This window comes from Pseudomonas sp. IT-P395 (assembly GCF_949767675.1).
GTDB lineage: Bacteria > Pseudomonadota > Gammaproteobacteria > Pseudomonadales > Pseudomonadaceae > Aquipseudomonas.
Genome location: NZ_CATKPW010000011.1, coordinates 462,322 through 488,415, shown reverse-complemented (window position 1 = coordinate 488,415; position 26,094 = coordinate 462,322). Strand labels below are relative to the sequence as shown.

Below are 26,094 nucleotides of genomic sequence, written 5' to 3'. Positions count from 1 at the left end.
GGACGAAGGTTTGGGTGCTCGATAATCGAACGTTTTTTTGTGGATTACGGGGTGGTTTGAACTAGGCCTACACTTGCCAAAGAAATGCCCTACACGCAAAAAAATCCGACACAGAAAAATCCTACTTATGACAGTTTTAAAAAAACAAAAAAAGCCCGTTCCAGTCGAAACTGAAACGGGCTTCTCCCACCTCAACGGCCCTTACTTCAGGTCGTCAAAGTGGTCTCGCAGGAACTCGTAAAAGCGAAAGGCTTTAAACAATCTCCATACAAGGCTCAGCGTACGCAGCAAAAGCTTCATACGTTTTGGCCTCCAGGGCTGGGGGCCAAACCTCCAGCAAACTTACCGGATCATACTTGCCTTCAGCCTGCACGTTAAAGCAGCTAGTGAGGCGGCCGGTTGAAATCCCTCCGAAACATCATTCCGGCACGGGTGCAAAACCGTGTCAAAGGGCATGAAACCGTTTGGTCACCAGCCTGGCCTCACCGCTGCTCGAACAAGTGAGCGCCCGCATCATAACCTTCATTCAGAGGCTTTCAGGAAAAGTAATTTTCTGTTTTGTTAACCATTATTTCTGCCAGCTTTTTATGAAAATGAAATAGCGCAAACAACCAGTTTCTTACGAACTTTAACCTTGCAAGGGGGCACAAAGACTCCTACCATGAGCGAACGTTAAAGCAGCTAGTGAAGCAAAAAACCTCGGTCGCAAATCAAGGTTTACAAAAGAACCGCCCCGCAAAGGCGGTTTTTTTTCGTCTGCCTTTTCACTGCACCCGCCGATGAAAATCAGATCACAGCGCCCGCGCCCACGTCTGACTCACCAGATTCTTGCCAAAGCTGTGAACCGCTTCTTCCTCCACCAGTTCAAACCCCGCCTGCTGATAAATCTTGCGCGCAGCCGTCAGGTTGCTGGTCGTCCACAAGGTCATTTTCTGGTAGCCAATCTGTCGGGCAAATCGCATGCACTCCTCGACCAGACGACTGCCAATGCCCAAGCCCCGCGCGCTGGCGTCGACGTAGAGCATGCGCAGTTTGGCGGTCGTTTCATCCTGGCGGACGATAAACACAGAGCCAATAACCTTGCCGTCCTTTTCCGCAATCCAGCAGCGCTCGCTTGTCGGGTCGTAATCACGCAGGTACTTGGCGACCACCTCGGCCACCAGTGTTTCGAACTCCGAATTCCAGCCGTATTCGCGGCTATACAGCGCGGCTTGCTGTTGCATCACCGTGCCCATGTCACCGGGCTGCGGATCGCGTAACACGTAGTTCGAATCCTTGTTGCCTTGCAGCAGTGTCTGGATCAGCGTCATGGCGCCGATCAGACGTTTTTGCTGCGGTTCAGGTAATCGCTCGAGCATGGTGACGATCTGTTCACGGGAAGCCTTTTCCAACGGGATCAGAATTTCACGGCCCAGCTCGGTAAGGTGCAATTGCGCGGCGCGGGCGTCGGTCGGCGACGGGACTTTCTGGATCAGGCCACGCTTCTCGAAACCACTGATGATGCGACTCATGTAGCCGGCGTCCAGCCCAAGCATCTGGCGTAGATCGGCGCTGGTCAGGTCGCCACGCGAGGCCAGCTCATACAAAATGCGCAGCTCAGTCAGCGAGTAGTCGCTTTGCAGCAAATGCTCCTGCAATACGCCGATCTGATGGGTGTAAAAACGATTGAAGCCGCGCACAACATCGGCTTGCTCGAGGAGATGGCTGCTGGACATGGCAAACACTCAGATAATTGCTTAAAGCAACTATATATTTGCCAAAAGCAACCATGTCAACAGAAAGCTATCGGCATTTGGCCAACACCACCTGACAGGTGTCCGGCGTGCCCCCGGAGCGCCCGGCATAACGGATGCAGTTGTTCAACGATTTCTGCCGGGCCATGTTCAGGCTGGAGCCCCAGGCCAGACCGCCCTCGCCGACCGTCGGCAAGGCTTTGGCGTAGCAGGCATCGCCAACCCCCGAGGGTGGATAGTGTTTTCGGCTGGAGCAGCCTGCGCCAAGCGTCAGGCTAAGCCCGATCAGGGTGAGCATGCCCCAGAGCGAGCATCGGTTAATCATCGCATTCCACCTGCCGGCAAAGGGGTCGTGACCTGCAGAGTCTAGTCCCCTCACCTGCACAAATCTTCTAAACGTCGATGATCATTGCGCGGTATTTTATGGGGCCGCACCTTTCAATGGCGAACTCTGGAGCCTCCGTGGATAAACGCAACTGGATCGAGCTGTCCCAGGATGTCGACACCGGGATTGAATCGATTCGCGCTCACTTTGAGGGCCATGCCTACGATCCGCACTGGCATGACAGTTTCCTCGTCGGCGTCACCGAGCAAGGTGTGCAGCAGTTCAATTGCCGCCGCATGCGCCATCGCAGTACGCCAGGCAACGTGTTCTTGCTGGAGCCGGGGGAAATCCACGATGGGCAAGCGCCTACCGAGGAGGGTTTTACCTATTCGATGCTCTACCTCGATCCGCATTGGCTTGAGCGTGAAATGCACGCGCTGTTCGAAGATGCACCGTCCGACAGCCAGCCCGGTTTTGCCGATACGCTGAGTCAGGACCCGCGTCTGGCCACAGCGATCAGTCACGCTTTTCATGCGTTGCATGACGGCGATCTGCGCATTGTCCGCCAGACCGCCATCGATGGCTTGCTCGGCTCGCTCACGCGCCATCTCGCGTGGCGCAAACGCCAGGATTTCGATCCTCGCCTGCCGTTGGTGGCGCAACTGGCGCGGGATTATCTGCACGCGCACACCTATGAAGATATCGGTCTCGATGATCTGGCTCGTGTCTGCGGTGTGGATCGCTTTCGTTTGAGTCGTGCATTCAAAACAACCTTTGGCCTGGCCCCACACGCGTACCTGATCCAGTTGCGTCTGGCCAAGGCGCGTCAGTTGCTGGCTCGGGGGGAAACGCCGGCGCAGGTCGCCAGCGTGCTCGGTTTTGCCGACCAGAGTCATCTCGGTCGCTGGTTCCGTCGCGCCTACCAACTCACCCCCGCCGACTACCGCAAGCGCTGCTCAAACCTTCCAGACTGACGTACACCGACTGGCGATCATGGCTTCCTGTGTTTACTTCCAAGGAATCCGCCCATGGCGTCATTATTGCCCTTCCTGCTATTCGCTTTCGTTGCCTCGATTACGCCGGGGCCGACCAACATTCTGGTGTTGAGCCACAGTTCGCGCCAAGGCTTGCTTGCCACGCTGCCGATCATTTTTGGCGCCTGCGCGGCGGCAGCGCTGATTGTGTTGGTGGTCGGCCTCGGTGCCGGCGAAACCTTGCTGCGTTACCCGCGTGTGCAGCAAGCCATGGCCTGGGGCGGTGTGCTCTGGTTGAGCTGGCTGGCGTGGCAGATCTTTCGCAGCGCGCCGCCATCGCTGGACCCGGCTGAGACGCAGGCCGAAAGTTTCAGCGTGCTGGGCGCGGCCATGCTGCAACTGGTCAATCCCAAGGTTTGGATGATGGCCGTGGCGGTGGTCAGCGTATTTGTCGGCGGTGATGACAAGACCTTGCGGCTGCTGGTGCTGTCGCTGGCGTTTTTGCTGGTGTCATTGCCGTGCATGACGTCGTGGGCGTTGCTGGGTGTGGGCAGTGCGCGATTGATGGGATCGCCAAAGGCATTCAAGCGGATGAACGCAGTACTCGCGTTATTGTTACTGCTCTCGGCCTGGCTGACCGTCCTGAAATAACTCCACTGTAGGAGCTGCCGAAGGCTGCGATCTGTTGATCTTGATCTAAAAAAACAGAATCAAAAGATCGCAGCCTTCGGCAGCTCCTACATTGCTTCTCAGTGCCACTTCATCAGGGTGAGGTGGCCTGCCGATACTCACGCGGAGTAAACCCGGTCGAGGCCTTGAACTGGCGGGTGAAAGCGCTGTGATCGGTGTAGCCGCATTGCAGCGCCACGTCGGTAATTGGCAGGTCGGTATGCAACAACCGGTGCGCGTGTTCGAGCCGCACTTTCTGGATCATCTGCCGTGGTGTCAGGTGAAATACCCGTTTGCAATAACGCTCCAGTTGCGCCACAGAGATACCGGCGATGCGGGTCAATTCACCGAGGGTGACGCGGCGATTGAAATTCGCGCGAATATGCTCATCGACCGCCGCCAGCCGCTCGAATGCCGGGTGCGTTTCGCTGGCGGATTGCAGATCCACCGAGATTCCCGCCAGACCAATAATCACGCCGTCACGGTTGTACAGCGGCTGCTTGTGCGTCAGGCACCAGCCCGGTTCGCGACTGCCGTACAGATGCAGTTCCAGCTGATCCTCCAGCACAAAACCCTCCTCCAGCACTTTGCGATCCTGCTCGGTGTAACCCGGTCCGAGTTGTGCCGGGAACACCTGCGCACTGGTTTTGCCGAGCAACGGGCGCAAATCCTTCAAGCCACAGCGTTGCACCAGCGTGCGGTTGGCGAGCACGTAACGGGCCTGCACATCCTTGATGAAAATCGCCGCATTGGGGATCACATCGAGCATCGGCAACAACAGCGCCGCGCCGGCCAAGAGTTCCTCCAGTGTCTGCGGACGCTGGCCATTCATGCCTTGGGCCAGGATCGAAAACGCCTGCTGCATCAGAGATTCCCCTCGTAACGTGGATCGACCAAGTCCCCGCCATGCGGCGTTCGCGTGCAGATTGCAGCATCGTTCAAGGCGTGTCGAGGGCCGTGTTTCATCGGTGCCATTGTGCTGATTTCGTCATCGAACCCGCGGCAAAACATCAATCGCCACACCGTTGATGAGTTCAAAGTCTGGCCGTCCGAGTGACACAACTGCCTATCCAATAACTCACAAGAAGGCGATGCCATGTCAGGCCAAGGCAAGTTCAAAAAACAGCTTTCACTGATCGACCTCACATTTATCGGGCTGGGGGCGATCTTCGGTTCCGGCTGGTTGTTCGCGGCCAGTCATGTGTCCGCGATTGCCGGGCCGGCGGGGATTTTTTCCTGGCTGCTGGGCGGCTTCGCCGTGTTGTTGCTGGGCATCGTCTACTGTGAACTCGGCGCTGCACTGCCGCGTGCCGGTGGCGTGGTGCGTTATCCGGTGTACTCCCACGGGCCGTTGCTCGGCTACTTGATGGGTTTTATCACCCTGATTGCGTTTTCCAGTCTGGTGGCGATCGAAGTGGTTGCTTCGCGCCAATACGCGGCGGCGTGGTTTCCCGGCCTGACCAAGGCTGGCACTGGCGATCCGACGATTCTGGGCTGGATGGTGCAGTTAGGTCTGCTCTGCATTTTCTTCCTGCTCAACTACCGCAGCGTGAAGACCTTCGCCAAGGCCAATAATCTGGTCAGCGTATTCAAATTCATCGTGCCGTTGCTGGTGATCGGTGTGCTGTTCACCTTCTTCAAACCCGCCAACTTCGAGGTGCAAGGCTTCGCCCCGTTCGGCCTGTCGGGTGTGGAAATGGCGGTGTCGGCGGGCGGCGTGATTTTCGCTTACCTGGGGCTGACGCCAATCATCTCCGTGGCCAGTGAAGTGAAGAATCCGCAGCGCACTATTCCCATCGCGCTGATCCTCTCGGTGCTGCTGTCGACGTTGATTTATGTGCTGCTGCAAATGGCCTTTCTTGGCAGCATCCCGACCGAAATGCTCGCCAATGGCTGGGCCGGGATCAGCAAAGAGTTTTCCCTGCCGTACCGCGACATTGCACTGGCACTGGGTGTGGGTTGGCTGGCTTATCTGGTGGTCGCCGACGCAGTGATCTCGCCGAGCGGCTGCGGCAACATCTACATGAACGCCACCCCGCGCGTGATCTACGGTTGGGCGCAGACCGGCACCTTCTTCAAGGTCTTCACCCACATCGACGAAAAATCCGGCATCCCACGTCCGGCGCTGTGGCTGACCTTCGCCCTGTCGGTGTTCTGGACCCTGCCGTTTCCGTCGTGGGAGGCGCTGATCAACGTGGTCTCCGCTGCGCTGGTGTTGAGCTACGCCGTGGCCCCCGTGTCCGTGGCCGCGCTGCGCCGCAATGCGCCAGACATGCCACGGCCGTTCCGGGTCAAGTGCATGGGCGTGCTCGGGCCGGTGTCGTTCATCATCGCCGCGCTGATTGTCTACTGGTCGGGCTGGAACACCGTATCGTGGCTGCTTGGCCTGCAGATTCTGATGTTCGTCGTCTATCTCTTGTGCGGCCGTTTCGTGCCGACCGCCCACCTCAATCTGGCCCGCCAGGTGCGTAGTTCAGCGTGGCTGATCGCCTTCTACGCGGTGACCATCGTGCTGTCGAAACTCGGCACCTTTGGTGGCCTCGGCATCCTCGCTCATCCGTTCGACACGATCGTCGTCGCCGCATGCGCCACCGGCATTTATTACTGGGGCGCCGCGACCGGTGTGCCGGCGCATCTGCTGCGTCTGGAAGACGATGATGAGGAAAGCGAAATCGCCGCCCCCGACTCGACCGTGGCTGCGCGCCCTGCCGGCGCCTACTGAAATCACCTAAAGGAATCTATTCATGAAACGAGTACACGTCATTGATTCCCACACCGGCGGTGAGCCCACGCGTCTGGTGATGACAGGCTTCCCCGACCTGCCCGGCAACAGCATGGTGGAAAAACGCGATGCGCTGCGCACTCAGCATGACCAATGGCGCCGCGCCTGCCTGCTGGAGCCTCGTGGCAACGATGTGCTGGTCGGCGCGCTGTATTGCGAGCCGGTCTCGCCGGACGCCACGTGCGGGGTGATTTTCTTCAACAACGCCGGTTATCTGGGCATGTGCGGCCACGGCACCATCGGCCTGATCAATTCGTTGCAGTACTTGGGAAAAATCCAACCGGGCATCCACAAAATCGACACGCCAGTCGGCCCGGTCAGCGCCACGTTGCATGAGGACGGCTCGGTGACATTGGGCAACGTGCCCGCCTACCGCCATCGCAAACAGGTGCCGGTGGACGTGCCGGGATTCGGTCAGGTATTGGGCGACATCGCCTATGGCGGCAACTGGTTTTTCCTCGTCTCCGAGCACGGCCAGACATTGACGATGGACAACGTCGAACACCTCACGGCGTACACCTGGGCAATGCTCAAGGCCCTCGAAGATCAGGGCATTTACGGCGAGGACGGCGCCGTCATCGATCACATCGAACTGTTTGCAGACGACGCCGTTGCCGACAGCCGCAACTTCGTCATGTGCCCTGGCAAAGCCTACGACCGCTCTCCGTGCGGCACCGGCACTAGCGCCAAACTCGCCTGCCTCGCGGCCGACGACAAACTGCAACCCGGCGCCACCTGGGTGCAGGCAAGTATCACCGGCAGCCAGTTCGAAGGCCGCTTCGAATGGGACGGCGAGCGAGTGCGCCCGTTCATCACCGGCCGCGCTTACATGACCGCCGACAGCACCTTGCTGATCGACGAAGCAGACCCGTTCGCGTGGGGCATCTGAGCCACCGCGCAGACTTTTCACCTCAATTTGAACGATGTGCCAAGGAGTTAAAACAATGAGCGACAACATCTTCACCGGTTGCATGCCGGCCCTGATGACCCCGTGCACCGCCCAGCGCAAACCGGACTTCGACGCCTTGGTGGCCAAGGGTCGCGAACTGATCGATATCGGCATGAGCGCCGTGGTCTATTGCGGTTCCATGGGCGACTGGCCGCTGCTCACCGAGGCCGAGCGTCAAGAAGGCGTGGCGCGTCTGGTCGCGGCGGGCATCCCGACGATCGTGGGCACCGGCGCGGTGAATTCCCGTGAAGCGGTCTCCCATGCGGCGCACGCGGCGAAAGTCGGCGCGCAGGGTTTGATGGTGATTCCGCGTGTGCTGTCCCGTGGCGCTTCGGTCACGGCGCAAAAAGCCCATTTCGCCGCCATCCTGCAAGCCGCGCCGAATCTGCCGGCGGTGATCTACAACAGCCCTTACTACGGCTTCGCCACCCGCGCCGACCTGTTCTTCGAACTGCGCCGCGAGTACCCGAACCTGATCGGTTTCAAAGAATTCGGCGGTGGCGCCGACCTGCGTTACGCCGCTGAAAACATCACATCCAAGGACGATGACGTGACCTTGATGGTCGGCGTCGACACGCAAGTGGTGCACGGTTTTGTCAACTGCAACGCCACCGGCGCCATTACCGGCATCGGCAACGCCCTGCCCCGCGAAGTGCTGCAACTGGTGGCGCTGAGCAAGCAAGCGGCCAAGGGCGACGCCAAGGCCCGTCGTCAGGCCCGGGAACTGGAATCGGCGCTGGCGGTACTGTCGTCGTTCGATGAAGGCTGCGACCTGGTGCTGTATTACAAACACCTCATGGTGCTCAACGGCGACAAGGAATACACCCTGCACTTCAACGAAACCGATGCGTTGAGCGATTCGCAGCGGCGGTATGCCGAGAAGCAGTATTCGCTGTTCCGTCACTGGTACGAGAACTGGTCGGCGGAACAGAACTTCGCCTGACACCTCAGCCTCACCTGCCGCGATGCGTTTTGCTACGCGGCAGGCATTTCCCTTTTATCAGGAAGACACCATGACTTTGACGGGCCACATGCTGATCGGGCAGCACACGATTGCCGGCAATCGCAGCGCCATTTGCGGGATCAATCCGGCCACCGATGAAGCGCTGCAACCAGCGTATGCCGGTGGCTCGGCCGGGCATGTCGAACAAGCCTGCGCGTTGGCTTGGGCCGCATTCGATGTTTATCGCGAGACAACCCTGAATGTCCGCGCCGAGTTCCTTGAAAGCATTGCCGGGGAAATCGAAGCCCTCGGCGATGAGCTGATCGACCGTGCCCACGCGGAAACCGGCCTGCCGCACGCGCGACTGCTGGGCGAACGCGGGCGTACTTGCCAGCAATTAAGAATGTTCGCCCGCACGGTGCGAGCCGGTGAATGGCTGGATGTGCGTGTCGATAGCGCGCTGCCGCAACGTCAACCGCTGCCGCGCGCCGATCTGCGTCAACGGCAGATTGCGCTGGGACCGGTCGCGGTGTTTGGCGCAAGCAACTTTCCGCTGGCGTTCTCAGTGGCGGGCGGTGATACCGCATCGGCACTGGCCGCCGGTTGTCCGGTGATCGTCAAGGCGCACAGTGCGCATCCCGGCACCAGCGAACTGGTCGGCCGCGCGGTGGCCCGGGCGGTAAAAGCCTGTGGCTTGCCGGACGGCGTGTTTTCCTTGTTGTACGGCTCCGGCCGCGAAGTGGGCATTGCGCTGGTCACAGATCCACGGATCAAAGCGGTGGGTTTCACCGGTTCGCGCAGCGGCGGTCTGGCGTTGATTCAAGCAGCGCAGGCCAGACCAGAACCGATTCCGGTGTACGCGGAAATGAGTTCGATCAATCCGGTGCTGTTGTTTCCAGCGGCGCTGGACAATCGCACGCAAGCTTTGGCTGAAGGATTCGTGGCTTCGCTGACATTGGGCGCTGGCCAGTTCTGCACCAATCCGGGATTAGTGATCGCGTTGAAAGGACCGGCGCTGGACAAATTTATCGCCGCCACCGCCGAGACCATTCAGCGCAGCCCGGCGCAGACGATGCTGACACCGGGCATCTTCAGCGCCTACGAGGCTGCCGTGAATGCGCTTGCCGAAAGTGCCGATACGCGCATCGCCGGCGTTGGCCAGCCCGGCAGCGGCCCAAACCAGTGTCAGGCCCATGTATACGTGACCGAGGCCGCCGACTTTCTCGCCGATCACCGCCTGCAAGCCGAAGCGTTCGGTGCGGCGGCGCTGATCGTGCAATGCGAAAGTGAAGCTGAAATCCGTCAGGTCACCGAGCTTCTGGAAGGCCAGTTGACCGCCACGTTGCACCTGGATGACCAAGACCTGGAACAGGCGCGTGCATTGCTGCCGACGCTGGAGCGCAAGGCCGGTCGCTTGCTGGTCAACGGCTGGCCCACCGGGGTCGAGGTGTGTGACGCTATGGTTCACGGCGGGCCGTTCCCGGCCACATCCGACTCGCGCACGACATCCGTCGGTACCGCGGCGATCCTGCGTTTCCTGCGCCCGGTCTGCTATCAGGACTTCCCGGACAGCTTGTTGCCTGACGCATTGAAACAAGGCAATCCATTGCAATTACGGCGGCTGCTCGATGGCCACAGGGAAGTGCAGCGCCATGGTGAATAATGTCTCCCACGACATCGCCGTGGTCGGCGCTGGCATCATCGGCGTCGCCTGCGCGCTGCGTCTGGCTCGCCAGGGTTTGCGCGTGGTGGTCATCGATCAGCAGCAACCCGGCCACGGCGCCTCATTCGGCAACGCCGGGCATCTGGCGACCGAGCAGGTGTTTCCGATTGCCGACGCGTCCATCCTCAAGCGCCTGCCAGCCATGCTGATGGACCCGATGGGGCCGTTGCGGCTGGACTGGAAATACCTGCCACGCGCCCTGCCATGGTTCACCCGGTTGCTGCTGAATCTGCGGCCGGCGCCTTTTCAGACCACCGTAGCAGGCTTGCGCGCGCTCAATGAAAGCAGTCTGGAGGCCTGGCAGCGCTTGCTCGCCGACATTCAGCGGCCCGACCTGTTGAAGATCGATGGCTCGTTACTGGTGTTCGAACGTCCCGAATCGCGTCAGGCAATCCAGGCATTGCAGAGCCGATTGCTCCAGCAGCAAGTGCCGGTCGACTACTGGCAGGCCGGCGCCATACGCGAAACCGCGCCGCAACTCAGCGAACAGATTCAGGGCGGTTTGTTCTTCCCGCGCACCGGGCATTTCATCGACCCCTACCGCGTGGTGTGCGAACTGGTCGAGACGGCCAAGGCCAGTGGCGTGAGTTTTGTCCAGCAACAGGTTCAGGGCGGCCATGTACAAGAGCATGGTGTTGCGCTGATCACCGGCAATGGCGCTCTGACTGCAAGCCGCGTGCTGATTGCCTGCGGTGCACATTCGGCGAAACTCACCGCCGCCCTCACCGGCGAAAAAGTACCGCTGGACACCGAGCGCGGTTATCACCTGATGCTGCCGCAGGAACATGATCGACTGCCCTTCCCCGTCACCTCGCTGGAACGCAAGTTCATCATGACGCCGATGTCCGAAGGCTTGCGCCTGGCCGGCACCGTCGAGTTCGCCGGTCTGGAGAAGCCACCGAGCATGGAACGCGCATGGCAGTTGCATCGGTTGAGTCAGGGCTTGTTTCGCCAGGATCTGAGTGCTGAAGCAGCGACGCCGTGGATGGGCTTGCGACCCTCGTTGCCGGATTCGTTGCCGGTGATTGATCAGGTCTGTGGGGGCAAGGTGTTGCTTGCGTTTGGGCACCAGCATCTGGGGCTGACACAGGCGGCGGTGACGGCGGAGATGGTGGTGCGGATGACGCGTGCAGATGCAATCCCGGCAACGGCTTTGCCAAGTGGCACGCCCTATCGACTGGCACGTTTCTGACGGCCACAGAACAGCAAGATCGACGGTGAGCGTGCTTAGCCGGCAGCCACCGTTTTTTCTGAACATCACGAGCGCCTGATAGGAATAGGCAAGGCTCCAAGACAAACCGGCATAGGTGAGCGCTTGGGTGATGGCTACCATGACGTCACACCCGAGTCATTGGAGACCGTCATGAAACCAAGCAAAACCCTGTTCATCACCGGCGTCAGCAGCGGTTTCGGCCATGCACTGGCCAAGGAAGCCATTGCCAACGGCCACCGCGTGATCGGTACTGTGCGCAATGAATCCGACCTGAAAAACTTCCAGGCGCTGTCCCCGGACAACGCTTACGGGGTGCTGCTGGACGTCACTGATTTTGAGCGGATCGACAGCGTCGTTGCGCAAGTGGAAGCCACTCACGGTCCCGTCGAGGTGCTGATCAACAACGCCGGTTACGGTCACGAAGGTATTTTTGAAGAATCTCCGCTGGAGGACATGCGCCGTCAGTTCGACGTCAATGTGTTCGGCGCGGTCGCCATGACCAAGGCCTTCCTGCCCTACTTCCGCCAGCGTCGCGCCGGCCGCATCCTCAACATCACCTCCATGGGCGGCACCATCACGATGCCCGGCATCGCCTATTACTGCGGCAGCAAATTTGCGCTTGAAGGGATCTCCGATACCCTGAGCAAAGAGCTGCGGCCCTTCAATGTCTTCGTCACGGCGGTGGCACCTGGCTCGTTTCGCACCGACTGGGCCGGCCGTTCGATGCAACGCACCGCGCGCAGCATTGCCGACTACGACGCCAGTTTCGACCCGATCCGCCAAGCCCGGGAAGCAAAAAGCGGCAAGCAGCTCGGCGACCCGCAAAAGGCTGCGCAAGCGATGCTGCAGATCATCGATTGCCCGGAGCCTCCCGCCCATTTGTTACTCGGCAGTGATGCGTTGGGGCTGGTGCGTGACCGCCTGCAACAGGCGCTCGACGAGATTGATCAATGGCAAGCGCTGAGTTGCTCCACCGATCACTGAGAGAGAAAACAATGACGCCGGCCGATGGCAGCACCGCGCGCATGGTGCAACTGATGGAAGTCCTCGCACCGGTCGAGGGCTACAACCTCAGCGTACTCGATGATGTGCGCTTCCTGCGCTCGAATCGCCCACTGACCCGCACACCAGTGTTGTACGACCCCGGCATTGTCATCCTCTGCCAAGGTCGCAAGCGCGGTTATCTGGGTGAGGACACCTACGTCTATGACGCGCAGCATTATCTGGTGGTGTCCGTGCCCATCCCCTTCACCATGGAGACCGACGCCACGGCAGCCGAGCCGATGCTCGCGATTTACATGCAACTGGACTTTCAGTTGGCCAGCGAGTTGATGTTGCAAGTCGATGAGGTGCATGGCGTCAGCGATGCTGAGCCGAAGGGCATGTATGCCTCGCCGATGGACGACGCGCTGCGCACCACGACCTTGCGTTTTCTCGAGGCGATGAGCGTCGCCAGTGAAGCGCAAATTCTCGGGCCGGCGCTGGTGCGTGAGATCTATTACCGCATTCTCACGGGCGAGCAAGGTGGATCAATGCGTGCCGCGCTGCATCGTCGCGGGCATTTCGGCAAGGTGAGCCGGGCGATCCGCAAGATTCACAGCTGTTATCAGCAGCGCCTCGACGTTGAGCAATTGGCCCGCGAAGCGAGCATGAGCGTACCGAGTTTTCACCTGCACTTTCGCAGCGTGACCGATACCTCGCCGATGCAATACCTGAAGTCGACACGCCTGCATCAGGCGCGGCTGCTGATGCTGCGCCAAGCCATGAGCGCATCGGCAGCAGCGTTTGACGTGGGTTATGAAAGCGCCTCGCAATTCAGTCGCGAGTTCAAACGGTTTTTCGGCCGGACACCCCAAGCGGAGGTTGAATGGATGAAGGCGACGTACTCATTGCCGCCGCCGACAACGCCTTCCGAGTTTGTTTCGTCGCACTAGACCGGTCACTTCGCGGGATGAAGCGCCGCGCCGTGGTGCATCGCCAGATGCCCGGTCTTGTCACTTTTGACTTCGTACTGCGGCTCGTCCTTTGAAGCAGGCCGATGGCGGCCCATGAACTCGACATCCCGGGTGTGCACCTTGACAACCTTGCCGCGAATATCCCCGGCCTCGCTGTTCCAGTGAACCGCGTCGCCGACCTTGAATGGCGTGCTCATGGTCTGTCCCCACACTGATTCAATCCGGTCATTGCGACCCAGGATGCTCGCTCGACACCGAGTTGTTGGCCGCCACATCCGACATGTCTTCATCGACCGGCGACTCTTCATCGGCGGGCAACGGAACCTCGGCCGGGTTGCGTTTCGGATCATGCCCCGTCTCATTGTCCGTCGTGCGTGTCACGTCTTGCTGTGACCGGTTGCCCGGTGCATTTTCATCGATGTCCATGCTTGTTTCTCCGTTCTTGTACGCGGGATATCCGCGCTTAAACGTGAGAGGCAACCGCACAGCGCAAGTGCCGGGCACTGGACGAACGGTGCTCTAACGAAAAAGCCTGCCGTTCAGGGCAGGCTCTCGCTTGGCGATTAAAATAACCGTGCCGGGCCAGCCGAAGGCTAATCGTAAAACGCCTCAACCAACACCCGACTGCCGACAAAAAAACTGTCCGCCACCAACCGCAACGGCTGCACATCCAGGTCACTGGCCTTGTCGCCAATCAACTGCTGAAAATGCCGATAAACCGCCGCGTACTCACCCTCCTCCGACACAGCCTGGCGCACACCGTCAATGCTCAACAACGCGCCGCCGTTATCCAGGCGCAACACACCTTCGGCGCAGCGAACCTCAATACTCCACAGCTCATCGTGCCCATGGTCAAAATCAAACTCCGCACGCACATCGAGGCGGCGGGCGTCAGACATTTGGATCGACGCGGCAATCGGCGACTGGCAGTTGCTTGGCACGCGAAGTTCAGCGGACTCGACAAACAGCGGCAGCGCCAGCAGATGAGTAACGATCGACAAGGCGTTGATGCCCGGATCGAATACGCCGAGGCCGCCGGGTTGCCAGATCCAGGCCTGACCGGGGTGCCATTTGCGCACGTCTTCTTTCCAGTCGATCTGCACGCTTTGCAGGGTGCGCGAGGCGAGCCAGTCGCGGGCGGCTTCGATGCCGGGTGCGTAGCGTGAATGCCAGGCAAACAAAGCACTGACGCCCTGCCCGGCAGCCTGATCGACCAAGGCCAGCGCTTCGCCCAACGTGGCGCACGGTGGTTTTTCCACCAGCACATGTTTGCCGGCAGTCAGCGCCTCTTGCACCAATGCAAAGCGACCTTGTGGCGGCGTGCAGAAGGCGATCGCGTCCACCGGCGGACCGTTTTCCAGCAACTCACTCAACGATTGGAAGTTCTCAACGCCCGCGCAGGGCTTGCCTTGAGTGGCGACGGAGACCAGCTGGAAGGCGGGATTGGCGAGGATTGCCGGGACGTGTTGATCCTGGGCAATCTTGCCGTAGCCCACCAGACCGAGACGGATTGGTTGCATCAATGACTCCTGTTTTGATTTTGTTGTCGTCAGTGAACCGGGAGATTACCTGCAAACGCCACGAGCGTCTGTCCGCGCAATGTCACAACAACGCACAGGATCAGGCAAGGATTGCACAGGAATGCGCTAGTGCCCGCAGCGCGGGAACAGAAACAATGCCTTACGACAAACCGATCGAGGATGTTCCCATGCTTGTACAAGCCTACGGTGCCCACGCGGGCGACAAACCCCTTGAGCCAATGCAGATCAACCGCCGCGCGCCGGCCGCCCATGATGTGCAGATCGATATCGCCTTTTGTGGCATCTGCCATTCGGATCTGCACCAGGTGCGCGCGGAATGGGCCGGCACGCAATTCCCGTGCGTACCGGGGCACGAAATCGTCGGTCGCGTTTCGGCCGTCGGCGCGCATGTCGCGGACTACAAGGTCGGTGATCTGGTCGGCGTCGGTTGCATCGTCGACAGCTGCAAACATTGCGATGACTGCGAAACCGGGCTGGAAAACTATTGCGACGGCATGATCGGCACCTACAACTTCCCGACCCCGGACGCACCGGGCTGGACGCTGGGCGGTTATTCGCAAAACATCGTCGTGCATGAACGCTACGTCCTGCGTATTCGCCATCCCGAAGCGCAACTGGCTGCCGTCGCGCCGCTGCTGTGTGCCGGCATCACCACTTACTCGCCGCTGCGCCACTGGAACGCCGGTCCCGGCAAAAAAGTCGGTGTAGTTGGCATTGGTGGCCTCGGCCACATGGGCATCAAACTGGCCCACGCCTTGGGCGCCCACGTGGTGGCGTTCACCACCTCTGAATCCAAACGCGAAGCGGCGAAAGCGCTGGGCGCCGATGAAGTGGTGGTGTCGCGCAATGCCGAAAAAATGGCCGCCCACGCCAAGAGTTTCGACCTGATCCTCAACACCGTCGCCGCGCCGCACGATCTCGATGCATTCCTCGTGCTGCTCAAGCGTGATGGTGCGTTGACGCTGGTCGGTGCGCCAGCCACTTCGCACCCGTCGCCGAACGTGTTCAACCTGATCATGAAACGCCGCACGATTGCCGGCTCGATGATCGGCGGCATCCCTGAAACCCAGGAAATGCTGGATTTCTGCGCCGAGCACGGCATCGTCTCCGACATCGAACTGATCCGCGCCGACCAGATCAACGACGCCTACGAGCGCATGCTCAAGGGTGACGTGAAGTATCGTTTCGTGATCGACAACGCGACGTTGGCGGGCTAAGCCTCAGCGCCCATTGGCCGTTCAGCGCGGCCAGTGGGCCATTGAATTCCGTCGCCGGGATTTGACAGGCCCGGCGTTGCTCGCCAGAGTCGCACCCCTTTGCCTGCCATCAAGGGGTTGCCGTTGAACGAACAGACATTGTCCATGCGCCTTGAGCGCGTGGCTGCCCACGTACCTGCCGGTGCCCGGCTGGCGGATATCGGCTCGGATCACGGCTATCTGCCGGTGGCGCTGATGCGCCGAGGCTTGATCACTGCGGCGGTGGCTGGCGAGGTTGCGGCGACGCCGTTCCACGCGGCCGAACGCACTGTGCGCGAAAACGATTTGCAGCAGCACATCTGTGTGCGCAGGGCCGATGGTCTGGCAGCAATTAAACCTGACGACGGCATCACCGCCATCACGATCTGCGGCATGGGCGGTGAAACCATCCGCGACATCCTCGACAGCGGCAAGGCCCACCTCAATGGCCAGGAACGTCTGATCCTGCAACCCAACGGTGGCGAAGAACCGCTGCGCCAGTGGCTGATGGAAAACGGCTACCGCATCCTCAGCGAAGAGCTTCTGCGGGAAAACCGCTTCGACTACGAAATCATCGTGGCCGAACGCGCTGAACCGGTGACCTATACCGACCAGGAACTGTACTTCGGCCCCTTGCAGATGCAGGCCCGTAGCCCCGAGTTTTTGCGCAAATGGCAGCACAAACTTCACCATAAGCAGAAGACGCTCAGCCAGCTCGCCCATGCGCAACAAAGCCTGCCAGAACAAAAGCTGCAAGACCTCAAACAACAGACACGCTGGATTACCGAGCTGCTGGCCTGAGCGCCAGCGTTTCGCACTGAGACAGCGCGTGCACAGGATGACTGCTCGCGCGCCCTAATTTGATACACCACATCACAAATGATGTACCTCAAACCCCATTTATCAACTCCCGCCCTCCTCTTAAAGTCCTCTCCAACAGCCGCCCATCACTCCGACGGGCCAGCGACTGGAGATACCCCAAATGCCTTTCATCAGCGTACGCATCACCCGTGACGGCGTGACCCGGGAACAGAAAGCCCAGGTCATCAAGGAGATCACCGAAACGATGCAGCGGGTGCTGCACAAGGACCCGAAGCTCACCCACATCGTGATCGAGGAAGTCGACACCGATAACTGGGGTTATGCCGGCATCACCACCACCGAATATCGCCAACAGTTGGCGGACTCGCAGTCATGAGCCGGGCAGTGAAAATCGATTTCGTCTCGGATGTCGTTTGCCCCTGGTGCGCATTGGGCGCCACCGCTCTGGAGCAAGCGATCCGGAATCTGGCGGGCGAAGTCGATGTGGAACTGACCTACAAACCGTTCGAACTGAACCCCGACATGCCCGCCGAAGGTGAACACGCCATCGAGCACATGATGCGCAAATACGGGCGCAGCGCTGAGCAAGTGGCGGATCGCAACGCGATGATCATCGAACGCGGCGAGCAGATCGGTTTTCACTTCGACCTGGAAAAACGCAGCCATTTCCACAACACCTTCGATGCTCATCGACTGCTGTTCTGGGCTGCCACACAAGGACGTCAGCGTGAGTTGAAGCAAGCCTTGCTCAAGGCCTACTTCACTGACGGCAAGAACCCGAATGACCACACCACGCTGGTGAATCTGGCAGGCGCAGTCGGACTCGACAGCCAGCGTGCGCAAGAGGTTCTGGCCAACGCTGAGTTCAGCCAGGTCGTGCGCGAACTTGAACAGTTTTACCAGCAACGCGGCATCGATTCGGTTCCGGTCATGGTCCTTGATGACAAACAGGTCATCCCCGGCTCCCAGTCAATCGCTTATTACGAGCAAGCGCTACGTCAGGCAGCGCAGGTTGCGGCTCACGCCTGACCTCCGAAATCCGTTTATTCAAATCATCCAGATTGCATGAGGAAACATCATGAACACGTCCAAGAAAGTTGTAGTGATCACAGGCGCCTCGCAAGGCATTGGCGCAGGCCTGGTCAAGGGTTTCCGTGAGCGCGGCTATCAGGTGGTCGCGACCTCCCGTTCGATCAAACCGTCCACTGACGCGGATGTTCTCGCCGTCGCCGGTGACATCGCCGACCCGCAGACTGCCGAGCGCGTGATTCGCGAAGCTGTCGCACGTTTCGGGCGCATCGACACGCTGGTCAATAACGCCGGGATATTCGTCGCCAAGCCTTTCACCGAATACAGCAAGGAAGACTACGCACAAGTGGTGGCGACCAACATGAGCGGCTTCTTCCACATCTCGCAACTGGCCATTGCCGAAATGGAGAAAAACGCCAGCGGCCACATCGTCAGTGTCACCACCAGTCTGGTCGACCACGCGATTGACGGCGTGCCGTCGGTGCTCGCTTCGTTGACCAAGGGTGGCATCAATGCCGCGACCAAGTCGCTGGCCATCGAGTACGCGAAGCGTGGTATTCGGGTCAACGCGGTATCGCCGGGCATCATCAAAACACCGATGCACGGTGAAGAGACTCACGCCGCCCTCGGCAGCCTGCACCCGGTCGGCCATATGGGTGAGATCGATGACATCGTGCAAGCGATCCTTTATCTGGACAGTGCGAACTTCGTCACCGGCGAAATCCTCCATGTCGACGGTGGTCAGAGCGCTGGCCATTGATACCTCCCCGCAGCACCGCCGGTGTGTACCGGCGGTGCCGCTTCATGAGATAAGCCTGAGAATGAACCGTCAGTTGACCCTCGGTGTACTCACATGAAGCGCCACTTTGATGACTTGCAATTGGGCAGTATCGAACTCTTCTGCCTCGCCGCTGAAGCCGGCAGTTTCACCGCCGCCGCCCAGCTTGCGGGTGTGACGCCGGCAGCGGTGAGCCGGTCGATTTTGCGTCTGGAACAGCGCTTGGGTTCGCGCCTGTTTGCCCGAACCACACGCAGCATTCGCTTGACCGAAGCGGGCAGAAACTTTTTCGTCCAGTGCAGCCAGGCGCTGACGCAACTGGTCGAAGCGCAACAAGAAGTCATGGGCGCACAGACCTCACCGTCCGGTCAGTTGCGCATCAGTCTTCCCACCACTTACGGGCATCACCGCATCCTGCCGCTGCTTCCCAAATTCCGTGCGCTCTATCCCGACGTGACTGTCGACATCCACTTGGGCAACCGCAATATCGACTTCGTCGGCGAAGGCTACGATCTGGCGATCCGCGTCCGCGCGCAACCGGATTCGACCATGGTCGCGCGACTGCTGGAGGATGCAAAACTGGTGGTGGTCGCCTCCCCTGACTACCTGAAAAAGGCTGGCACACCGAAGACCCTGGAAGACCTGGTGCAACACGAATGCATTCAGTTCGAACTGCCGAGCAGCGGACGGCGGATATCCTGGCTGTTCCAGGAAAATGGCCACGATCGTGAAGTGTTTTCCGACGGTGGCTATTCCTGCTCTGATGATGTGCTCGGCGGTGTTACCCTGGCCAAACACGGTGCCGGGGTTTTCCAGACGTACAAGTTCATTGTCGAAAAGGAATTAGTGGACGGCAGCTTGGTCGAGGTTCTTCAGCCGTACGCCGGGCGCTCGCGACCTTACACCCTGCTCTACCCGCACGGCCGGTATGTGCCGCAACGGGTCAGGGCGTTTGTCGACTTTCTGTTGCAGTTTCGTGATGAGTGGGCGGGTGACGCTGATTGAATCGGCGCAACACAAAAGCCTGCTTTTCATGGCAGGCTTTTGTGTGGTCGCGCAGGCTTACTTCTGCTGTGCGGTCAGCGCCGAGTAGCTGTTCATCAGGTTGCGGTAGTTAGGGATCCGCTGCGACAGCAAGTTACCCAGCCCTTCAATATCGTTGCGCCAGTCGCGGTGCAGCTCACACGCCACCGAGAACCAGTTCATCATTTGCGCGCCGGCCTGAGTCATGCGGCTCCATGCAGCCTGCTGCACAGTGGTGTTGAAGGTGCCGGAGGCGTCAGTCACCACAAACACCTCAAACCCTTCCGCCAGCGCCGACAAGGTCGGGAACGCTACACACACGTCAGTGACCACACCAGCAATGATGATTTGCTTGCGACCGGTAGCTTTGATCGCCTTCACAAAATCTTCGTTGTCCCACGCGTTGATCTGACCAGGACGAGCGATGTACGGCGCATCCGGGAACATCTCTTTCAACTCTGGCACCAACGGGCCGTTCGGGCCTTGTTCGAAACTGGTGGTGAGGATGGTTGGCAGTTCGAAGAACTTGGCCAGATCGGCCAGGGCCAGCACGTTGTTTTTGAACTCGTTCGGCGAGAAGTCCTGCACCAGAGAAATCAGGCCGGTCTGGTGATCAACCAGCAGCACGATGGCGTCGTCTTTGTTCAGGCGGTTGTAGGTTGGAGTGGTCATGGTCTGCTTCCCTTTTGAGTTTTTGAATTTGTTGTTGCGTTCAAGTTGGGTACAGATTACTGACGCACAGGGACGGGATAAATCGGCTGAAAAGCGTTTCACCGTCAACTCAAAAGGGACAATTTTCCGGCTGCCGGTGAGTCTGAAAAACTGACACCACTGACAAACCTGCGCGGAGCAGTCACGAGGTCATTTATCAGCTGCAGGTCCCCGCGCCGTGCTGTCACGCCGCGTCAACGCGAACGGCAATACCACATGCCGTTGCGGCAACGGCTGTTTCTCGATCAGCGCAATCAGCATTTCCACGGCTTTCTCGCCGAACATTTCGGCGGGCTGGGCAATGGTTGTCAGCGGTGGATCGCAGTACGCAGCCATTGGAATATCGTCGAATCCGGCGAGAGAAATATCCTCCGGCACGCGCAGCCCCTGCTCTTTGATTCGCTTGAGCGCGCCGATGGCCATTTCGTCATTTTCACAAAACAGCGCGCTCGGTCGGCTGTCGAGCGCGAGCAGTTTGCCGGCACCCGAATAGCCCGCGTCGAGCGTGAAATCGCCGTGACAGATAAGCGTGTGATCGAGCGCGAGACCGGCATCGCGCAGGGCCGCTTCATACCCCGCCAGACGATCACGCGTGAGCGGGCTGCCTTTGGGTCCTTTGATCAGTCCGATGCGCTGATGCCCCATCGCGATCAGGTACTCGGTCATGGCTTTGGCCGCCGCAACGTTATCCAGACTGATCGTTGGATGCCGTCCGTGCCGGATGACTTCGCAGGCATTGACGATCGGGGTCAGCACTGGCTCGGCGGCGGATTCATCGAATGGATCATAGGCACGCAACTGAATGACGCCATCGGCTTGATGGGCGTACACCAGATGGGCGAACTGTCGCTCAAGCGATTCCTGGCCCTGGGTGTCGCACAACAGCAACCGGTATCCGGCGGCCTGCGCGGCTTTTTGTGCGCCGCTGATCACTCTGGCGAAAAAGGTGTTGGCAATGATCGGGACCAGAATCACCAGGTTTCCCGTTCTGCGCGAGCGAAACTGTACCGCCATCAAATTCGGTCGATAGCCGGTTTGCTGGACGGCGGCCATGACCCGTTCGCGGGTATCGGGCAGCACCCGCTCGGGGGATTTCAATGTTCTCGACACCGTTGCCACCGAGACACCCGCCAGCCGTGCCACTTCGCGGATATTGGACAAGACTGCCTCGCTCTTTCAATCAAATCGGCCGTCGAGCTTACCGCACAGCGTCACACGCCGAAACGTTGGCATTCGTCAGACACGGTTTGACACTCGCTGATTTCAGGCCTAGATTTCGCCGACGATGTAACCGGTTACATCATCAATGTTCCGCATGTATCCACTGAGACAATTGCCATGATTGCTGCAGGTCGAAAAATAAGAATGGGTTTCGTCGGCGGTGGTGAAGGCGCCTTCATTGCCCAGGCACACCGGCAAGCCGCCGGCCTCGATGGACGCTTCGAACTGGTCTGCGGTGCGTTCAGCCGCGACGCACACAACAATCAACGCAGTGGCGAGGCCTTGGGCCTTCCCGCACAACGCTGCTATGACGCTTGGCAAGACATGCTGGCCGCCGAACACGCACTGCCGGCCGATCAGCGCATGGAACTGCTGGTGATCGTCACGCCCAATCACCTGCACGCCCCTATCGCCAGTGCAGCACTGAGTGCGGGTTTCCATGTGTTCAGTGAAAAGCCTGCAGCGCTCAATCTGGCGCAAGTGCAGGACTTGGCCCGCGTGGTCAACAACAGCCAGCGAATTTACGCCCTGGCGCACACTTACCTGGGGTATGCGATGGTCTGGCAGGCACGCGAGATGGTCGCCAACGGTGAAATCGGGCGCCTGCGCAAAGTCCTCGTCGAATACCCGCAAGGCTGGCTCAGCAGCGATGTGGCTGGCCAAGGCAACAAACAGGCGGGCTGGCGCGACAATCCTGAACAGTCCGGTATTGGTGGCTGCATCGGTGACATCGGCACGCACGCGTTTTCCCTCGCGGAGTTTGTCGCCGGTCAATCCATCCAGTTCATCAGCGCGATGCTCGGGTCACATTTGAGCAGTCGCCAACTGGATGACGACGCCTCGATGCTGTTCAAAATGGCCGACGGCGCCAGCGGCGTATTGATCGCCAGCCAAGTGTGCGCGGGCGAAGAGAATCCGCTGAAGATTCGCCTGTATGGCGACAAGGGCGGGCTGGAATGGCGTCAGGAAGAGCCGGCCAGTCTGATCCATCGACCCTTGAATGAACCGATGCGCGTGCTGCGCTCAGGCCTTGGTCAACCTTGGCTGTGCGCAAACGCCACGCGGCGCATGCGCTTGCCCGCCGGACACCCGGAAGGCTACCTCGAGGCGATGGCCAATCTCTATGGCGACCTCGCGCAAGCCATTTTCCAGGGTGCGAGCGGCCCTGACGCACCCGGCGTTCCAGGCATTGCCACCGGGCTGCGCGGTATGGCCTTTATCGAGACTGCCATCGCCAACCATCGTGGAGAAGCCAAATGGACTCAAATACCCGACCTTGCCAATGGAGCACCCGCCAATGAGCGTTGATCAACAGCCCCCGATCGGGATGCGCGGCCCAGGCATCTTTCTCGCCCAATTCATCGCCGACGAAGCGCCTTTCGATACCTTGGCCAACATCGCGCAATGGGCCGCGTCTCAAGGCTACAAAGCCATTCAATTGCCGACCCTCGGCACGCGCTTCATCGACCTGGAACGCGCCGCCGAGAGTCAGGATTACTGCGACGAACTCATCGCCATATGCGCCAAGGCTGGCGTGGTGATCAGCGAGCTGTCGACACACCTGCAAGGCCAACTGGTCGCGGTCCATCCGGCGTTCGACGCTCTCTTTGACGACTTTGCCCCGGCTGCGCTACGTGGCCAGCCGCAAGCACGCACCGAATGGGCGATCAACCAGTTGAAACTGGCGGCGCGCGCCAGTCAGCGCTTGGGGCTGACCGCCCACGCGACCTTTTCCGGCGCCCTGCTCTGGCCGTACGTCTACCCGTGGCCGCAACGTCCTGCCGGTCTGGTGGAACAGGGCTTTGCCGAGTTGGCGAAACGCTGGTTGCCGATCCTCGAGTGCTTCGATGAGGCCGGTGTCGACCTCTGTTACGAGATCCACCCCGGCGAAGACCTGCACGATGGCGCCTCTTTCGAGCGATTCCTCGAAGCGGTGAATCATCATCCGCGCGCGGCAATTCTGTATGACCCGAGCCATCTGTTGCTGCAGCAAATGGACTACCTGGGCTTCATCGATCGCTACCACGCGCGCATCCGCATGTTCCACGTCAAGGACGCGGAGTTCCACGCCAGCGCTAGGTCCGGTGTATACGGCGGCTATCAGGGTTGGGTTGATCGTCCGGGTCGGTTTCGTTCACTGGGCGATGGCCAGATCGACTTCAAAGCGATCTTCAGCAAACTGACCCAATACGACTTCAACGGTTGGGCCGTGCTGGAGTGGGAATGCTGCCTGAAAGACGCGGCACAAGGCGCTGCCGAAGGGGCGACCTTCATCGAGCGACACATGATCACCCGAACCCGCAAGGCATTCGACGATTTCGCCAGTGTGAGCGCTGACGAGCAATCCAACCGGCGTCTGCTGGGCCTTGGCGAACGCTGATTACCACGCTGTTACCGACATAAAAATAATACGGTGATTGAAATGAACGTAATGAATGCGCGACTCAGCGTCATGATGTTTCTGCAGTTTTTTATCTGGGGTGGCTGGTTTGTCACCCTCGGCACCTTTCTCACCACGACACTGGCAGCAAGCGGCGGCCAGGTGGGTATGGCTTTTTCCACGCAGTCGTGGGGCGCGATCATTGCGCCGTTTTTCGTTGGTCTGATTGCTGATCGTTTTTTCAATGCCGAACGCATCTTGGCGGTGTTGCACCTGCTGGGTGCGGTGCTGCTCTTTCAGCTTTATCGCGCGCCTGATTTCAGTGCGTTTTATCCCTACGTACTGGCCTACATGCTGGTCTACATGCCAACGCTGGCCCTGGTCAACGCGGTAGCCTTCCGACAGATCAAAGACCCGGCCCGGGAGTTTTCCCGCATCCGCGTATGGGGCACCATTGGCTGGATCATCGCTGGCATCGTGATCAGTTTCGGCTTTGCCTGGGACGCTCAACAGACGATTGCTGCAGGCGGTTTGCGCAACACGTTCCTGATGTCTGCCGTGGCTTCGCTGGTGTTGGGCCTCTACAGTTTCAGCCTGCCGAACACGGCGCCGCTGAAGTCGACGGGCGATTCGCCAGGCATCAAGCAGATGCTGGGTGTGGACGCATTGGGCTTGCTCAAGGATCGCAGCTATCTGGTGTTCTTTCTTGCATCCATCCTGATCTGCATTCCTCTGGCGTTCTATTACCAGAATGCCAATCCGTTTCTGGCCGAAATCGGTGTCACCAATCCCACCGCGAAGATGGCTCTGGGTCAGGTCTCCGAAGTGCTGTTCATGCTTCTGCTACCCCTGTTCATCCAGCGTTTCGGCATCAAGATTGCCTTACTGGTCGGGATGCTGGCCTGGGCCTTGCGCTATGTGTTGTTCGCCTACGGTAACAATGGTGACCAAGCGTTCATGCTGCTGATCGGTATTGCACTGCACGGCGTGTGTTATGACTTTTTCTTCGTCTGTGGGCAGATCTACACTGATGCCAAAGCGCCCGAGCGCTTCCGCAGCTCGGCTCAGGGTCTGATCACCTTGGCCACTTACGGTGTGGGCATGCTGATCGGATTCTGGGTGGCGGGTCAGATCACTGACCACTTCACCGCGCAAAACGGCCACGACTGGAGAAGTATATGGCTGTTCCCGGCAGGATTTTCGGTGGTGGTTCTGCTGTGTTTCGCACTGGCGTTCAAAGGCCGTGTCGGCGAAAAGGAGGGGATGCCGTCGACCGTCTAAAAACGCCGTTCTGATAGGTGCAGCGGCAGAAAACACAAAAAGCCTGCTTTTCAGGGCAGGCTTTTCGTTTGCATTACGCGACTTACTTCTGCTGTGCGGTCAGCGCCGAGTAGCTGTTCATCAGGTTGCGGTAGTTGGGAATCCGCTGCGACAGCAGATTGCCCAAGCCTTCAATGTCGTTGCGCCAGTCGCGGTGCAGCTCACAGGCCACCGAGAACCAGTTCATCATCTGTGCACCGGCCTGGGTCATGCGACTCCACGCCGCTTGTTGCACGGTGGTGTTGAAGGTGCCGGAAGCGTCGGTGACCACAAACACCTCAAACCCTTCTGCCAGCGCCGACAAGGTCGGGAACGCTACGCAGACATCCGTGACCACACCGGCAATGATGATCTGCTTGCGGCCGGAGGCCTTGATCGCTTTGACGAAGTCTTCGTTGTCCCAGGCGTTGATCTGACCTGGGCGAGCGATGTACGGCGCATCCGGGAACATCTCTTTCAATTCCGGCACCAGCGGGCCGTTCGGGCCTTGTTCGAAACTGGTGGTGAGGATGGTCGGCAGTTCGAAGAACTTGGCCAGATCGGCCAGGGCCAGCACGTTATTCTTGAATTCGTTGGGCGAGAAGTCCTGCACCAGGGAAATCAGGCCGGTCTGGTGGTCGACCAGCAGCACGATAGCGTCGTCTTTGTTCAGGCGGTTGTAGGTTGGAGTGGTCATGGTCTGCGTCCCTTTTGAGTTTTTGAAGTTGTTGTTGCGTTCAAGTTGGGTACAGATTACTGACGCACAGGGACGGGATAAATCGGCTGAAA

27 protein-coding genes are annotated in these 26,094 nt (G+C 59.5%); 18 read left to right on the top strand and 9 right to left on the bottom strand.

Annotation, left to right across the window (positions count from 1 at the left end; translation table 11 throughout):
* Positions 1 to 791: 791 nt before the first annotated feature.
* Positions 792 to 1,715, bottom strand: a complete 924-nt coding sequence (locus tag ACM6IN_RS10700) for a bifunctional helix-turn-helix transcriptional regulator/GNAT family N-acetyltransferase (RefSeq protein WP_414915964.1) — start codon at positions 1,713 to 1,715, stop codon at positions 792 to 794.
* A 67-nt stretch (positions 1,716 to 1,782) separates the two neighbouring features.
* Positions 1,783 to 2,058 (bottom strand): hypothetical protein, encoded by a 276-nt coding sequence (locus ACM6IN_RS10695; RefSeq protein WP_095111907.1) that lies wholly within the window; start codon positions 2,056 to 2,058, stop codon positions 1,783 to 1,785.
* A gap of 137 nt (positions 2,059 to 2,195) precedes the next feature.
* On the opposite strand from ACM6IN_RS10695, the gene ACM6IN_RS10690 reads away from it, so the two are divergent.
* Entirely contained in the window at positions 2,196 to 3,032 is an 837-nt protein-coding gene (locus ACM6IN_RS10690) for an AraC family transcriptional regulator (protein WP_414915963.1), read from the top strand.
* Between the two features lie 54 nt (positions 3,033 to 3,086).
* Entirely contained in the window at positions 3,087 to 3,683 is a 597-nt protein-coding gene (locus ACM6IN_RS10685) for a LysE family translocator (RefSeq protein ID WP_414915962.1), read from the top strand.
* 112 nt (positions 3,684 to 3,795) lie between these two features.
* On the opposite strand, the gene ACM6IN_RS10680 is transcribed toward ACM6IN_RS10685, so the two are convergent.
* Positions 3,796 to 4,566, bottom strand: coding sequence for an AraC family transcriptional regulator (locus tag ACM6IN_RS10680; RefSeq protein WP_093430807.1), 771 nt, complete (start codon positions 4,564 to 4,566; stop codon positions 3,796 to 3,798).
* A 231-nt stretch (positions 4,567 to 4,797) separates the two neighbouring features.
* Between ACM6IN_RS10680 and ACM6IN_RS10675 the strand changes: the two genes are divergently transcribed.
* The 7 genes from ACM6IN_RS10675 to ACM6IN_RS10645 all read left to right on the top strand — a co-directional run bounded on the left by ACM6IN_RS10675 (position 4,798) and on the right by ACM6IN_RS10645 (position 13,245).
* Positions 4,798 to 6,423, top strand: a complete 1,626-nt coding sequence (locus ACM6IN_RS10675) for an APC family permease (protein WP_414915961.1) — start codon at positions 4,798 to 4,800, stop codon at positions 6,421 to 6,423.
* Positions 6,424 to 6,445: 22 nt separating this feature from the next.
* Positions 6,446 to 7,372, top strand: coding sequence for a 4-hydroxyproline epimerase (locus tag ACM6IN_RS10670; RefSeq protein WP_095111904.1), 927 nt, complete (start codon positions 6,446 to 6,448; stop codon positions 7,370 to 7,372).
* A 55-nt stretch (positions 7,373 to 7,427) separates the two neighbouring features.
* The gene (locus tag ACM6IN_RS10665; protein ID WP_007916052.1) at positions 7,428 to 8,375 is read left to right on the top strand and encodes a dihydrodipicolinate synthase family protein; all 948 of its coding nucleotides are present in this window, start codon (positions 7,428 to 7,430) and stop codon (positions 8,373 to 8,375) included.
* Between the two features lie 70 nt (positions 8,376 to 8,445).
* On the top strand, positions 8,446 to 10,038 hold the full coding sequence (locus ACM6IN_RS10660) for an aldehyde dehydrogenase (NADP(+)) (RefSeq protein ID WP_414915960.1): 1,593 nt from the start codon (positions 8,446 to 8,448) through the stop codon (positions 10,036 to 10,038).
* Positions 10,028 to 11,290: an NAD(P)/FAD-dependent oxidoreductase gene (locus tag ACM6IN_RS10655; RefSeq protein WP_414915959.1), complete on the top strand. Its 1,263-nt coding sequence runs from the start codon at positions 10,028 to 10,030 to the stop codon at positions 11,288 to 11,290. Before ACM6IN_RS10660 ends, ACM6IN_RS10655 begins: the two co-directional genes overlap by 11 nt.
* Positions 11,291 to 11,461: 171 nt before the next feature.
* Complete coding sequence (locus ACM6IN_RS10650) at positions 11,462 to 12,295, top strand: oxidoreductase (protein WP_414915958.1); 834 nt, start codon at positions 11,462 to 11,464, stop codon at positions 12,293 to 12,295.
* An 11-nt stretch (positions 12,296 to 12,306) separates the two neighbouring features.
* Entirely contained in the window at positions 12,307 to 13,245 is a 939-nt protein-coding gene (locus ACM6IN_RS10645) for an AraC family transcriptional regulator N-terminal domain-containing protein (protein ID WP_414915957.1), read from the top strand.
* A 5-nt stretch (positions 13,246 to 13,250) separates the two neighbouring features.
* Here ACM6IN_RS10645 and ACM6IN_RS10640 read toward each other — a convergent pair whose 3' ends face one another.
* The 3 genes from ACM6IN_RS10640 to ACM6IN_RS10630 all read right to left on the bottom strand — a co-directional run bounded on the left by ACM6IN_RS10640 (position 13,251) and on the right by ACM6IN_RS10630 (position 14,786).
* Complete coding sequence (locus tag ACM6IN_RS10640; RefSeq protein WP_414915956.1) at positions 13,251 to 13,463, bottom strand: DUF2945 domain-containing protein; 213 nt, start codon at positions 13,461 to 13,463, stop codon at positions 13,251 to 13,253.
* Between the two features lie 28 nt (positions 13,464 to 13,491).
* Positions 13,492 to 13,692 carry a hypothetical protein gene (locus ACM6IN_RS10635; RefSeq protein WP_414915955.1) on the bottom strand — a complete coding sequence of 67 codons (201 nt, stop codon included), beginning with the start codon at positions 13,690 to 13,692 and terminating at the stop codon, positions 13,492 to 13,494.
* 167 nt (positions 13,693 to 13,859) lie between these two features.
* Positions 13,860 to 14,786 (bottom strand): Gfo/Idh/MocA family protein, encoded by a 927-nt coding sequence (locus ACM6IN_RS10630; RefSeq protein ID WP_095111898.1) that lies wholly within the window; start codon positions 14,784 to 14,786, stop codon positions 13,860 to 13,862.
* A gap of 188 nt (positions 14,787 to 14,974) precedes the next feature.
* Here ACM6IN_RS10630 and ACM6IN_RS10625 point away from each other — a divergent pair, with 188 nt between their 5' ends.
* The 6 genes from ACM6IN_RS10625 to ACM6IN_RS10600 all read left to right on the top strand — a co-directional run bounded on the left by ACM6IN_RS10625 (position 14,975) and on the right by ACM6IN_RS10600 (position 19,676).
* Entirely contained in the window at positions 14,975 to 16,024 is a 1,050-nt protein-coding gene (locus ACM6IN_RS10625; RefSeq protein WP_414915954.1) for an NAD(P)-dependent alcohol dehydrogenase, read from the top strand.
* 123 nt (positions 16,025 to 16,147) lie between these two features.
* The gene (locus ACM6IN_RS10620) at positions 16,148 to 16,843 is read left to right on the top strand and encodes a tRNA (adenine(22)-N(1))-methyltransferase (protein ID WP_338010059.1); all 696 of its coding nucleotides are present in this window, start codon (positions 16,148 to 16,150) and stop codon (positions 16,841 to 16,843) included.
* Positions 16,844 to 17,024: 181 nt separating this feature from the next.
* Positions 17,025 to 17,240: a tautomerase family protein gene (locus ACM6IN_RS10615; RefSeq protein WP_016987787.1), complete on the top strand. Its 216-nt coding sequence runs from the start codon at positions 17,025 to 17,027 to the stop codon at positions 17,238 to 17,240.
* Positions 17,237 to 17,893: a DsbA family oxidoreductase gene (locus ACM6IN_RS10610; RefSeq protein ID WP_414915953.1), complete on the top strand. Its 657-nt coding sequence runs from the start codon at positions 17,237 to 17,239 to the stop codon at positions 17,891 to 17,893. Before ACM6IN_RS10615 ends, ACM6IN_RS10610 begins: the two co-directional genes overlap by 4 nt.
* A gap of 49 nt (positions 17,894 to 17,942) precedes the next feature.
* The gene (locus tag ACM6IN_RS10605) at positions 17,943 to 18,653 is read left to right on the top strand and encodes an SDR family NAD(P)-dependent oxidoreductase (protein ID WP_414915952.1); all 711 of its coding nucleotides are present in this window, start codon (positions 17,943 to 17,945) and stop codon (positions 18,651 to 18,653) included.
* Between the two features lie 93 nt (positions 18,654 to 18,746).
* Complete coding sequence (locus tag ACM6IN_RS10600; RefSeq protein ID WP_414915951.1) at positions 18,747 to 19,676, top strand: LysR family transcriptional regulator; 930 nt, start codon at positions 18,747 to 18,749, stop codon at positions 19,674 to 19,676.
* Positions 19,677 to 19,733: 57 nt separating this feature from the next.
* On the opposite strand, the gene ycaC (ACM6IN_RS10595) is transcribed toward ACM6IN_RS10600, so the two are convergent.
* Positions 19,734 to 20,366, bottom strand: a complete 633-nt coding sequence (gene ycaC / locus ACM6IN_RS10595) for an isochorismate family cysteine hydrolase YcaC (RefSeq protein ID WP_007915995.1) — start codon at positions 20,364 to 20,366, stop codon at positions 19,734 to 19,736.
* 189 nt (positions 20,367 to 20,555) lie between these two features.
* Positions 20,556 to 21,566, bottom strand: a complete 1,011-nt coding sequence (locus ACM6IN_RS10590; RefSeq protein ID WP_414915950.1) for a LacI family DNA-binding transcriptional regulator — start codon at positions 21,564 to 21,566, stop codon at positions 20,556 to 20,558.
* 204 nt (positions 21,567 to 21,770) lie between these two features.
* On the opposite strand from ACM6IN_RS10590, the gene ACM6IN_RS10585 reads away from it, so the two are divergent.
* From ACM6IN_RS10585 to ACM6IN_RS10575, 3 genes are read left to right on the top strand one after another with little or no spacing between them, the layout of a single operon-like run.
* Positions 21,771 to 22,934 carry a Gfo/Idh/MocA family protein gene (locus ACM6IN_RS10585; protein WP_414915949.1) on the top strand — a complete coding sequence of 388 codons (1,164 nt, stop codon included), beginning with the start codon at positions 21,771 to 21,773 and terminating at the stop codon, positions 22,932 to 22,934.
* Positions 22,924 to 24,006 carry a sugar phosphate isomerase/epimerase family protein gene (locus tag ACM6IN_RS10580; protein ID WP_414915948.1) on the top strand — a complete coding sequence of 361 codons (1,083 nt, stop codon included), beginning with the start codon at positions 22,924 to 22,926 and terminating at the stop codon, positions 24,004 to 24,006. The genes ACM6IN_RS10585 and ACM6IN_RS10580 overlap by 11 nt, the downstream gene beginning before the upstream one ends.
* Before the next feature lie 42 nt (positions 24,007 to 24,048).
* The gene (locus ACM6IN_RS10575; RefSeq protein WP_414915947.1) at positions 24,049 to 25,287 is read left to right on the top strand and encodes a nucleoside permease; all 1,239 of its coding nucleotides are present in this window, start codon (positions 24,049 to 24,051) and stop codon (positions 25,285 to 25,287) included.
* Between the two features lie 82 nt (positions 25,288 to 25,369).
* Here the strand turns inward: ACM6IN_RS10575 and ycaC (ACM6IN_RS10570) are convergent, their stop codons facing one another.
* Entirely contained in the window at positions 25,370 to 26,002 is a 633-nt protein-coding gene (ycaC, locus tag ACM6IN_RS10570) for an isochorismate family cysteine hydrolase YcaC (protein WP_414915946.1), read from the bottom strand.
* Between the last annotated feature and the right edge of the window lie 92 nt (positions 26,003 to 26,094).